Source organism: Clostridium sp. (genome assembly GCF_026168755.1).
GTDB lineage: Bacteria > Bacillota > Clostridia > Clostridiales > Clostridiaceae > Clostridium.
Window position 1 is genome coordinate 1 of record NZ_JAPFDR010000065.1, and the last position, 12294, is coordinate 12294.

Annotated in this window: 9 protein-coding genes and 1 riboswitch; of the genes, 1 reads left to right on the plus strand and 8 read right to left on the minus strand. The window is 28.5% G+C overall.

All coding sequences use genetic code 11. From position 1 onward, the window contains the following. Positions 1-238: 238 nt before the first annotated feature. Positions 239-338, minus strand: a riboswitch (TPP riboswitch). A 215-nt stretch (positions 339-553) separates the two neighbouring features. From Q0Y03_RS14155 to Q0Y03_RS14160, 3 genes are all read right to left on the minus strand, one after another. After that, on the minus strand, positions 554-910 hold the full coding sequence (locus tag Q0Y03_RS14155; RefSeq protein WP_363318752.1) for a nucleoside deaminase: 357 nt from the start codon (positions 908-910) through the stop codon (positions 554-556). Then, a complete protein-coding gene (locus Q0Y03_RS15580; protein ID WP_363318753.1) occupies positions 911-1039 on the minus strand; it encodes a hypothetical protein in 129 nt (42 codons plus the stop codon). 196 nt (positions 1040-1235) lie between these two features. Next, complete coding sequence (locus tag Q0Y03_RS14160; RefSeq protein WP_297714457.1) at positions 1236-2156, minus strand: patatin-like phospholipase family protein; 921 nt, start codon at positions 2154-2156, stop codon at positions 1236-1238. A gap of 199 nt (positions 2157-2355) precedes the next feature. On the opposite strand from Q0Y03_RS14160, the gene yaaA reads away from it, so the two are divergent. Continuing rightward, positions 2356-3111 (plus strand): peroxide stress protein YaaA, encoded by a 756-nt coding sequence (gene yaaA / locus Q0Y03_RS14165; protein WP_297714458.1) that lies wholly within the window; start codon positions 2356-2358, stop codon positions 3109-3111. A 101-nt stretch (positions 3112-3212) separates the two neighbouring features. Here yaaA and Q0Y03_RS14170 read toward each other — a convergent pair whose 3' ends face one another. From Q0Y03_RS14170 to Q0Y03_RS14190, 5 genes are all read right to left on the minus strand, one after another. After that, positions 3213-4625, minus strand: coding sequence for a glycoside hydrolase family 1 protein (locus Q0Y03_RS14170; protein ID WP_297714459.1), 1413 nt, complete (start codon positions 4623-4625; stop codon positions 3213-3215). An 86-nt stretch (positions 4626-4711) separates the two neighbouring features. Continuing rightward, positions 4712-6586, minus strand: a complete 1875-nt coding sequence (locus Q0Y03_RS14175) for a beta-glucoside-specific PTS transporter subunit IIABC (RefSeq protein ID WP_297714460.1) — start codon at positions 6584-6586, stop codon at positions 4712-4714. Positions 6587-6841: 255 nt separating this feature from the next. Beyond that, positions 6842-7678 carry a BglG family transcription antiterminator LicT gene (licT, locus tag Q0Y03_RS14180; RefSeq protein ID WP_297714461.1) on the minus strand — a complete coding sequence of 279 codons (837 nt, stop codon included), beginning with the start codon at positions 7676-7678 and terminating at the stop codon, positions 6842-6844. A gap of 594 nt (positions 7679-8272) precedes the next feature. Further along, complete coding sequence (locus tag Q0Y03_RS14185) at positions 8273-10750, minus strand: LamG-like jellyroll fold domain-containing protein (RefSeq protein ID WP_297714462.1); 2478 nt, start codon at positions 10748-10750, stop codon at positions 8273-8275. A 742-nt stretch (positions 10751-11492) separates the two neighbouring features. Next, complete coding sequence (locus Q0Y03_RS14190) at positions 11493-11945, minus strand: immunoglobulin-like domain-containing protein (protein WP_297714463.1); 453 nt, start codon at positions 11943-11945, stop codon at positions 11493-11495. Positions 11946-12294 lie beyond the last annotated feature (349 nt).

The window sequence follows — 12294 nt, forward strand, 5'->3', positions numbered from 1 at the left end:
CCAAGACTTTGCCTCCGACTTCCTTCAGATTCCATCTCACGATGGACACCCTTGTCATTAGCTAGTGGTTCCCACTACCAAGCCCACAACGGACTTTCACCGTCAAGTTGTTGCCCATGCTGGGCGCACAATAAAAAAGCTGTACCAACAGTAGTACAGCTTTTAAACAAATAATTTTTTACAATAAAATTTAAAAAATAATATACTTTCGTATATCTTTTTAAATTTCTATTAATTATAAAAATTTCTATAGCTTCCCTCCGCTGGTATTAACCATATCAGGTTCATAGGGTTAGGATTTTTCCTTCTCAGCCTTATTGGCACCCCTAGCTTTTTATTATCTTTTATTCTATTTTACTATTTAATGTATATATTTTTAATATTTTGCAATAAGTTTTAATAAGTTTTTTTACTTTAAGTTACCATTAATAATTTCATAACTTTTCTTTTATCTTCTAGAACAATACAAAGCCCATAATCATTAGTAGTGGTATTAGCTTGTTTTCTAGACACTTTCTCAATCCCAAAATAATTAAAGTTTATATTAAACTTTTTATTTATTCCAAAAATCCTTATGGACCTCTGCTACCGCTTCTTCAATTTCTTTAAAAGGTCCTATAACCTCAATGTCTTTTTGTCCCCTTGCAAGTACTTCCCTACATGGCAGATCAAATGTTGGATTTTTAGGATCACTTCCTGTTATCTTTAGTAAATCCTTTTCTGACATTCCATATACTATTCTTCCAACATTCCCCCAATATATAGCACCTGTACACATAGCACATGGCTCCGCTGTTGAATATAAAGTACATCCCCATAAAAAATCTTTTGTATACTTCATAGATGCCTTTTCCATTAGCTGTGTTTCAGCATGTCCTGTGCACTTATAATTTGTACCTTCAATATTCATTTATTCTAGTAACACTTCTCCATCACTACTTACTAGAATACACCCAAATGGCATATTTCCAGACTCACGTGACCTCCTAGAAACCTCTACACACTTTTTCAGATAGTATAAATGACTTTTATAACCCATATTTTCTCCTTCCAAACACGCTTATAACTTTTTTCATATTGTAACATGCTATTTCATATAGTTCCAAACTATATATTGATGTTTTATATTTTTTATAACATAAATAAAGCTATAATTTATATCCATATAAAAATATTTTTAAATTTGTTCTTCTATACAACTATTAATTAATTTTGATCCATAATGAATACAAAATTTAATTTCTTTTTTTCTTCTTGTTCATTTTTCTTTTTACACCCTTTAAATAATTATAAGTTCTATACAAGGTTGGATTCTTTACTTCCTCTTCTTTCTTATTAATAAACCTCATCAGTTCCATAATAGGTTCTATTTTATTGAGTGTATCATTATACCCCTCAATTATTCTTACTCGCTTCGCATTAGTATCTAGATTTAATGTGCCTGTTATAGCATTTTCAACTAAATTTTCTGGTGCTATTATTATAAGTCTTGAATTTGGATAAAGTGATCTATCAATTTGTGCATCTTTAGATAATAAAACTACAATTATAATATCACACTTTTCTCCGTATACAGGTTGAATTGGAACATTATCAGCTATTCCACCATCTATATACTTTTCTCCTAAAACCTCGGTACTATCATATATCAAAGGCAATGATGCTGATGCTAAAATAATCTTTTTAGCCGTTTCATTATCATAATCATTTATTTTAAAATACTTAGCATTAAAATTAGGTAGCTTTGTACATGCTGCATAACATATCTTATTATTTTCCTTAATTTTATTAAAATCTAAATACTTTTCTACTATTTCAACAGCTCCATCGTTACTAATAGCTCCATGTTCTAATTTATCAGTTAAAAACTTCTTTGCTAATTGTAGATTCTTTCCTCCAATGTATAATCCAATTCCTCTTTTAATCAATTCTTTTTTGCTAATTGGCACTAATTTTTCCATTGTTACTTCTTCCCAAAGCTTATCTGCTTTTTCAACTTCATCCATAGCAAATAATATAGAGTTAAAAGCTCCAATAGAAGTTCCAGAAAAAACTGATATGTATTTAGTTAAATTTAATTGCTTTAATGCCTTCCATACCCCAAGTTCGTATGCACCTTTGCCACCACCGCCAGCTAATACTAATCCAATTTTCATATATTATCCTCTCTATATTCTTCCACTTTTTATTAAATAAATTATACTATAAAAAGTTAAATTATAGAATATTCTTAATTTTTTCCTATTCATAATTCTATTTATTACTAGAATCCATTTTAAAACTTTAATTTTTATATAATAACTATTATTATGTATGATATACTATTTATGATATTTCATTTAGGAGCTGATTAACTTGAAGAATAAAACATTTAATATAATTATTTCGCCTGCAAAAAAAATGAATATAAATAATGATGATATTATAAGCGAATCTATACCTTGTTTTATAGAGAAAACAGAATATTTATATAATAATTTAAAAGATTATAGCTATGATGATTTAAAAAAACTTTTAGCTTGTAATGATGAAATTGCAGAGCTTAACTATTCTCGATATAAGGATATGAATTTATATAAGAACTTATCTCCTGCTATTCTTTCTTATGATGGTATTCAATATAAATACATGTCACCAGACTCATTTAGCAATTCAGAATTTGATTATATATCAAATTATTTAAGAATTTTATCTGGTTTTTATGGCATTTTAAAACCATTTGATGGTATTGTTCCTTATAGATTAGAAATGCAAGCAAAATTAGCAATAGGAAATGATAAAAACTTATACTCTTTCTGGGGAGATACTTTATATAAAGAGCTTACTAAAGATACTAATATTATCTTAAATCTTGCTTCGAAAGAATATAGCAAAACTATAGAAAAATATTTAACTAAAGACGACACTTTCATAACATGTGTTTTTGGAAGTTTTGTTAACTCTAAAATTAAAGTAAAAGCAACTGAAGCTAAAATGGCTCGTGGGCTTATGATACGTTACTTAGCTGAAAATAATATTACTGATATAGAAAAAGTTAAAGACTTTAAGGAACTTGGATTCTCTTATTCAGAAGAACATTCAAAACCTAATGAATTTGTTTTCTTAAAATAATTATAAAAACTATACGATAAAAGCGCTTGTGTTTCCACAAGCGCTTTCTCGCTAATTTATTTTAAATACATTTTCTTATTAAAGGCTAATTTTATTAAAGTTTATTTTTTTAAACTTCCACCATTAGTTGCTATGACTTCTTTATACCAGTCAAAGCTCTTCTTTTTATATCTTTCTAAAGTTCCTGTTCCATCATCATTTCTATCAACATATATGAAACCATATCTTTTTCTTAACTCTGCAGTTGATGCAGATACTAAATCTATACATCCCCATGTAGTATATCCCATAAGTTCAACACCATCTTCAATGGCTTCTGCCACTTGAACTAAATGATCATTTAAATAATTAATTCTATAATCATCATTTACAGTTTTATTACCATTTTCATCAGTAATTAATTCATCAACAGCTCCAAGACCATTTTCAACTATAAATAATGGTTTTTGATATCTATCATAGAAGAAGTTTAGTATGTATCTTAACCCTTCTGGATCTATTTGCCATCCCCAATCAGATGCTTTTAAATATGGGTTTGGTACTCCTGGAATAAGATTTCCTTTACCTTCCTTATTCTTTTCAGGATCTGCAGTTGCACATGAGCTCATATAGTAACTAAATGAAATAAAGTCTACTGTATTTTTAAGTATTTCTTTATCTCCTTCTTCAAACTTAATTTCAATATTATTTTCTTTAAAGTATCTATTCATATACTTTGGATATTCTCCTCTTGCATGAATATCAGCAAAGAAAAGATTTCCTCTATCTTGTTCCATAGCTTTTAATACATCACTTGGCATTGGAGTTAATGGATAGTTTGGTACACCTAAAATCATACATCCAATTTTAAACTCTGGATTTATTTCGTGACCAATCTTAACTGCTAATGCACTTGCAACTAATTCATGATGCATTGCTTGATATAAATCTTGTTTACTTAACTTTTCTTTTGGAGTCCATATTCCAGCACTCATTAATGGAAAATGTAATGCTGAGTTAATTTCATTAAATGTTAACCAGTATTTTACCTTATCCTTATATCTTGTAAATACAGTTCTCACATAATTTTCAAAGAATCCTATAACTCTTCTATCAACCCAGCCATCATAATTTTTAGCAAGTGCTAATGGAGTCTCATAATGTGATAAAGTAACTAATGGTTCAATACCATACTTAGCTAATTCATCAAAAACCTTATCATAGAACTCTAATCCCTTTTCATTTGGTTCTTTATCATCACCATTAGGGAATATTCTTGACCATGCAATAGATAATCTAAAAGTTTTAAAGCCCATTTCTGCAAATAACTTTATATCTTCTTTATATCTATGATAAAAATCAATACCAACAAGCTTCATATTATCTTCTGTTGGTTCTTCAGTTGGTGCTCCTTTTATTCCTCTTGGCATAACATCTTGAATTGATAGTCCTTTACCATCTTCATTATATGCACCTTCAAATTGGTTAGCAGCTGTAGCTCCTCCCCATAAGAAATTTTCTGGAAACTTAATCATTTTAAATACCTCCATTTATCTTATTTAATAGTTAAGAGAATATAAATAAATTTTATCTACATATTCTCCCAACTATTAATTATATATTATTTAACTGCTTTTATAAGCTCATCTTTTTCCTTAACATCTTTATCAATTAATGCTAGTACATCATTATAGCTATCTACATTTGTAACAAGTACTGGAGTAATTATTTCATATCCCTCTTCTTGTATAGCCTTAATATCAAATTCAACTAATAAATCACCAGCTTTTACTTTATCTCCACTCTTAACATGAGCTTTAAAATGCTTTCCACCTAATTTAACTGTATCTAATCCTATATGAATTAATATTTCTGCTCCATTATCTGCAGTTAATCCTATAGCATGTTTTGTCTCAAATAATGCAGAAACTATTCCATCTACTGGAGCAACAGCTCTACCTACTGTTGGTATTATAGCAGCACCTTTTCCCATTATTTCTTCTGAGAAAGTAATATCATTAACTTGCTTTAAAGAAACTGCTTTACCTTCAATTGGAGATAATACAACTGAACTTGATGTAACTTCAGTTCTATCAACAGTTACTTCTTCATTTATTTGTTCTTCCTCTTCTTCATTAGCAGGATCTTCAAATCCCAATACTAAAGTTAATACAAAAGCAATAAGCATAGTCATTCCTGCAACTATTAATGCATTTACAAAGTTAGAACCACCATTTGGATTAATAAATTGAACTATTGATAAAATTGCTGGTGTAGCAAATACATAACATTTTAATCCAACAAAACCTGCATATAAACCTGAAATTCCACCTGCAATCATACATGCATATAATGGTTTCTTATACTTTAAAGTTACACCATACATAGCTGGTTCTGTAACTCCTGCAAGGAAAGCTGAAACAGCTGCAGCACCTGATAATTGCTTTAAATCTTTATTCTTTGATTTTAAGAATACTGCTAAACAAGAAGCTCCTTGTGCTAAATTAGAACATAACATTCCAACTAATAATAAAGTATCAAATCCAACATTAGGGTTATTTATATTCATTATTGATAATGGAACGAAAGCCCAATGCATACCTGTCATAACTAATAATGGCATTAATGCACCCATAAGCATTATAGCAAGCCATCCTGCTTTATCATAAATAAACACCATAGCTGATGATAATGCTTCACCAGCATAAAATCCTATAGGTCCAATAACTACTAAAGCAATTGGAAGTGCAATTAAAAGTGTTAACATAGGTTTTAAAAAGTTTTTTGTAACTGCTGGAGTAATACTATCTGTAAATTTTTCAATATATGTCATAATCCATGCCATCATAATTACAGGAATTACTGAATAAGCATAACTAGCTGATGCTACTGGTAACCCAAATATAGATATCTTTTCGCCGGCATCAACAAGACCAATAAACTCTGGATACACCATAACACCAATTACAGCTGCTAATGTATATGCATTTATATTAAACTTCTTAGATGCTGAAATACAAAGTATTAATGGTAAGAAATAAAATGTAGCATCACCTAAAGCATTTAATATTGTGTATGTTTGGCTAGTATTTGATAATACTCCAATCATCGGTAATATTACAAGTAAAACCTTGATCATACCAGCACCAACTATAGCTGGCATTGTAGCTGACATACAGCCTGATACTACATCTAATATAGTATTTATTACACCTTTTTTCTCTTTTACTTCATTAGAGCTTCCCTCTTGGAAATTTCCAAGCTTAACTAACTCCTTGTAACATGTCACTACATTGTTTCCAATAATTACTTGATATTGTCCACCTTGTTTAGTAACACCCATTACTCCTTTTATTTTCTTTATAGCCTCATCATCGGCCTTTCTTTCATCTTTTAATACGAATCTAAGTCTTGTCATACAGTGTTGTACACTATTAACATTACTTTCTCCACCTATTTTTTCTAGTATCTTTTTTGCAACTATTGCATAATCCATTTTTATTATTCCTCCATTTAAAATATATAAATTTTAATGAAGTAAAGCCCATAACACAGAAAACCTCTGTTTACAGTAACTACCTTTCATAATTAAGCCTTTATTTATAAAAAAACCTAAGAATTATAGATGAGCGCTCAAATCCATAATTCTTAGGTATAGCCTACATTACTAGTAACAATCCTAAGTAAAATTCTAAATCTTTGATTTAGTTAATCAAACTTACCCAGCAAACTAAGAAAGCTGAGTTTCCTTTTAATCTTCTTTTATTATTCTTTTTATATGTACTGTTAAATACATCATTTCTTCATCTGAAATTTCGTGATTAAACTCTTTTTGTATATATTTTTTAATCTTCTCTGCACATAAATATTCATCTTTATATTGCCCTCTTATCATATCACAAAAATTATTATCATCACTTTTTATAACTTTTCCACTAAGCATTCTTTGTGCAAAAAACTTTAGGTGAGTAATAAATCTTTCATAATGAAGTGAGTATTCATCTAATTCTATATTGAAATGAAATTTAACTATATTTAAAATATTTTGAATGATTTTTGTTATATCTAAAGTATCATTCATATTTCTAGAATTTAGTTGTGCATTAACTATATGTAATGCTATTGATGCTGCTTCATCTTCAGGCAACTCGATGTTTAAACGTTTTTTTATAATAGCCAAAGCTTCCTTACCAATTAAAAATTCATGATTATAGAATCTTTTTATTTCCCATAATAAAGCATTATTAAAGTTTAATCCTTGCTTATATCTTTCAATTGCAAAACTAATGTGATCTGTTAATGAAATATAAATATTATCATTTAATCTTTTACCTAAGGAATATTTTGCATAAGAAATAATTTCATTAGAAACTTGTATATATTCTAAAGGGATTTCCGATAGTAAAGTCATTAATTTATTAGAATCACTTTTATTTTCAATAGCATATATCTTCTCTATCTTGCTTTGATCTACTGTGTCTCCTATTTTCTTTTGAAAACCTAACCCACATCCCATAACAAGCACTTCTTTACCATTATTATCAAAGGTTCTAATCAAATTGTTATTTATAATTTTATCTATCTTCACCTCTTATCCCCCCTTTTCACTGATTTTAAAGTATAAAAAAAGACTATACTCAAATGAAATAATATTTTTATAAAATATTATAAATAATTTGGTAAAGCCTGCATAACCAGTAACAACCCATGTCTTTTATTAACTTTATGATAATGATATCATAAATAATTTTCAGTGTCAATAACAATGATATAGGAGCATATCAAAGATTATCTAATTATTATAAAAATAATAGAGGAATTGATTCTGTAATAGAATTTTTGAAATCAAGTGTTGAAAAACATCCAGAAGAACCACTATTATAGAGATCTTTAGCTCTTTTATATAAAGATAACAATATGTTAGATTTATCTAAGAAATGTATCTATTTTTTTATTTGATAATCTACCTAAGATAGATATTTCCCATAGCGAAGCTCTTGAGAACCTTATTCCTTGGTCTAATAAGATTCTAGAAAATATGAAAATTAAAAATAATAAATAAAATTAATCCTAGTAAAGCCTTAATTATAGCTTTACTAGGATATTTTACTGCTATTTTTAATATTATAAAATACGCTAAAACTTTTACGCTTAATTAATATTTCACTTATAGTAACCTTCTTTATTTTTTTCTTCTAAGAATTATGCCTGCACCTGTTAAAATAAATCCTAGAGTAGTAGCTATAACCCCTACCTCATTTCCTGTTTGAGGCAATTTAGTAGCAGAACTATTACTACTGTTGCTATTATTACTACTTCCTTGGCTTATATTACTTCCATTATTTTGTGAATTATTCTTATCTTCCTCTTCCCCATTATTTCCATTGCCTTCTTCTTTATCATCATTATCTTCTGTGTTACTATCATTTTCTACCTTTGCAACTAATTCATTAAGTGCTTTATTTAATTGATTTTCTGCAAATTGTATTTCACTAGAAGTAGCTTCTAAATTTGCAAATACCGATTTAGCTTTATTTAATTTATCTTGTAAGTTGCTCCAAGACTCTTCAGTATATTTACTAGAATCTAGGCTTTCCACCTTATTAATTAATTCTTCTAACTTTTCCTTACTTGGTTTTAATCTTAGATCTAAGTATGCTTTAACTAACTCTTTATAAGTATCAGCAACTTCTGCTTCAAGTGCATTTTCATCTGCTACAACGCCATTTGCCTTTTCAATAACTATTTGCAATTTAGCCCAAGTACTTTCAATATATTCATTAGAATTTAGTTTTTCTATTTTTTCTAATAAACTAACTAATTGCTTTTTACTTTCAGTTAAAGCATTAGATTTATCCATCCCTGCAAATCTTTCTGCAAAATTAATATCAAACTCACTATAGTTTCCAGCACCTGTTAAGTAATTTACATCAAAGAATGTTCTTTCTTCATCACTTAAAGTAGCTGCATATGGTGAAAAAGTTGAAAGATATATTTTGTTTAAAGTTTCATCAAACTCAGCAAATTTAAATAAAGCATTTCCCCCATTATGTGAAAATTGATAATCTGCTAATATGCTAATTACTTCATTTCCTTTATCATTAATTAAAATTTCATCTCCAGCCCCATGGCTATGTCCACCAATCATCATAAATACTTGATTATACTTTTTAACTACATCCCAAACTTGCTTACCTTTATCACTTAACTTAATATCACTTGGTGCAGTATCAGAACAATTTTGTAAATCATGACTTGTAATAATTGTAGGCATATTTGTACTTGATAAAATTTCCTCTACCCAAGCTAAGTCAGTATCATAACTATGATAATCAATTGCTAAAGTCATATATTTATAACTTCCAGCTTCATTTATCATATAAGTACTACGACCTGATGGTGAAGTTCTTACTACATATTTTTCAGTTAAGCTTCCATACTCACTGCTTGCACCAAAATATTTATCATAATACTCTGGCCAGTCATGATTACCTGGTTGCATAAGTAATCTTACTCCTGCCCTAGGCAGCTTATTAAATAATGCAGTTGTATTCCATTGATCCTCATTATTACCATTTTCAACAACATCACCTAAATGAGTTACAGATACAATATTAGCATCATCTGCATTTTCAACTAACCAATCCATTGCAGTATCCATAACATTGCCTCTAAACTTAATTGTGTTTTGAGTATCAGGAATAAATACCATATTATAATTATTGTTATCTCTTAAAAAAAACTCATCATTAGTTCCATATTCACCAACATAGCTTTCTGGATTACTAATTAACCAATCTTTCTTATCTAAAGCACCTTCAGATATTCTAATTTGCTGATAATTTCCTCTAGCAAATTTATCTATAGTGCTTTCTCCTTCTTTCCACCAGCTTGACCCAATTCTAAAACGTCCATCATTAGGATCTGCATATAGCCCCACCATATCATCACCAATATAATCTCTAAAAGCTTCAGCTCCATTTACAAAAGTACGAATACTTTCATTATCACTAACTATTGCAATATGATACCAAACTCCACCCTTGTCCATAGACACAGACCAAGAAGCAGATTGCATTTCATGATTATCATCCTTGTTAGCAGTTAAGAATTGAATTTCCTTACAGTTAGAAACAGCAACATTCATTGTCCCAAGTTCAGGCTCATCCATGCTTTCTGAATGACCTTGTCTTGATAAAAGGGACATCCATTTATCTGCAACAGTCCAATCACTAGGTAGCTGATAAATAAATTCAATAGTATATCCATTTTCAAATTCCTCTTTATTAATGGGTGCATTATCTACAGTGATAAGGTCAGCTCCTACTCTAGTAGAATTATCACCACTTATAACTATGCTTCCATTAGTTGCATCATACATTTTATCATCAGAAAAGCTTATATACTTGCTATAATCATCAGCATTTCCATATGTGTTAAGTCTTAAACTATTACCATTGCCACTAGCATCCTTTATAACTAAATTCTTATCAGCAATGCTTCCACTTTCAATATTGTTAGAGTCAAATTTCCAATCAGCAATAACATTTATTTTTTCCTCTGCACTTACAATAAAGTCATTAGTGTCAGCAAACACATTAGTTAACATAACTCCAGTTGCAAGCAATGCACACATAATCCTTTTCTTTATACTTCTCATTGTTGTTCCCCCTTGAACTTCATTTTTGAGTTGAAAGTTTTAATTCCAACACTATTTTATACTTTTTTGTAATATTTTAGTGTTATATGTATGTTACTATTTGTTAACTGTTATTTACAGTTGTTAACTATTGTTAATTAGTATTAATAAACTTATGTTAATGTTAAATTTCAAAGCTTCAATATTGCAATTTAGATATTGATAAAGGATTTATTCAAGGTGGCATAGGCAGTTAGAATATTGTGAGCGTTAAATAAAAATTTTGTGATTAGATTTGAAATAATAATTAATAAAGTCTAATAAATTAATTACTAGACTTTATTAATTATTACTTTTGCAAGATTTTAGTACCACGAAAAACAGATATGCATATGTGGATGCAAACAGTCAATATGTTGGACACAAAAAGTCAAATTTTTTTATGATATACTTCTAGCATATTTCTATTAAATCATTACTAGTGTATTGAGATCCTAAATCATTATAAAAGATAACTTCCTTATATTTGTCAGTAGATTTTCTGTAATAAACATTTTTAATGCTTTAATAACTAAATTATTAGTCATTCTTTTACCGAAAGCATAGCCAATTATTTTTTATCTGCCCTTTCCCATAATGGACACATCCTTTCTTAACTAAATAATATTTTTCTTAGTTCGACTAAATGTTTCCACTACTTTATACTAACACCACTTTTAAATTTCCAATTTTCTTTTATTAATAAAATAGCAAAATATAAAATTTATTTCTTTATATTAAATAAACCAGCTACAACATTTTTTACACCATCAAGATAAAAAGTTTTTACGACACGATACTTACCCTCTGGCAAGTCTGAAAAATACTTAGATAATTCTATCTCTTCATTAGATTTGCCATTTCCCTTTAATATCAATCCAATTTCTATAAATTCAGGATTTTTATCGAATGGGATCTTATACCATTGATTATCTAATTCCACTTCTAATTCAAAATCAACCCCATAAAAGTATTCATATTCTGTTTTGTTTTCTAAAACTAAAGTAATATTTTCTTTTGAAGATTTAATAGTCTCGTCTTGTACTGTTACATTTATATTATCACAATTTATAACAATATCTGATGGCTCTAAATTTGAAACATCTAGAGTTTTGCTTGAGCATCCATAAAATATAAACATTATTATTACAATACTAAAGATATAAACTTTTCTCATATTTCCTCCATTTAAATTGATTTTATTTTAAGAAGATAGATTTTTTATCCATTCACCTTTCAAAAAATAACCTATTTCACAAGACTTATTATGATTCATAAATTCACCCCAAAAATTTTAACGTTAGTGTAAAGTTTTCTACACTACTTCTCTTTTTAAATCTTTATATATCAAGGTTTCGCAAGTTTTTTTGTATAAAAAAACAACGCCCCCCTAATTTCATGTTAAAATTGAATCTCTTACAAAACAAAAATAACCATGAAAGGATGTCGTTATTGTGGATTCAATTATAACCTATTTACTTATATATAATCAATATTTAATTAACATTATCGGTGAATTACTTTTA

Coding starts and splice junctions, on each gene's coding strand:
- Q0Y03_RS14170 (WP_297714459.1), bottom strand. CDS start 4,625: ATGATTAAGTTTCCAGAAAATTTCTTATGGGGAGGAGCTACAGCTGCT.
- Q0Y03_RS14185 (WP_297714462.1), bottom strand. CDS start 10,750: ATGAGAAGTATAAAGAAAAGGATTATGTGTGCATTGCTTGCAACTGGA.
- Q0Y03_RS14190 (WP_297714463.1), bottom strand. CDS start 11,945: ATGAGAAAAGTTTATATCTTTAGTATTGTAATAATAATGTTTATATTT.
- Q0Y03_RS14155 (WP_363318752.1), bottom strand. CDS start 910: ATGAATATTGAAGGTACAAATTATAAGTGCACAGGACATGCTGAAACA.
- Q0Y03_RS15580 (WP_363318753.1), bottom strand. CDS start 1,039: ATGGGTTATAAAAGTCATTTATACTATCTGAAAAAGTGTGTAGAGGTT.
- Q0Y03_RS14175 (WP_297714460.1), bottom strand. CDS start 6,586: ATGGATTATGCAATAGTTGCAAAAAAGATACTAGAAAAAATAGGTGGA.
- Q0Y03_RS14160 (WP_297714457.1), bottom strand. CDS start 2,156: ATGAAAATTGGATTAGTATTAGCTGGCGGTGGTGGCAAAGGTGCATAC.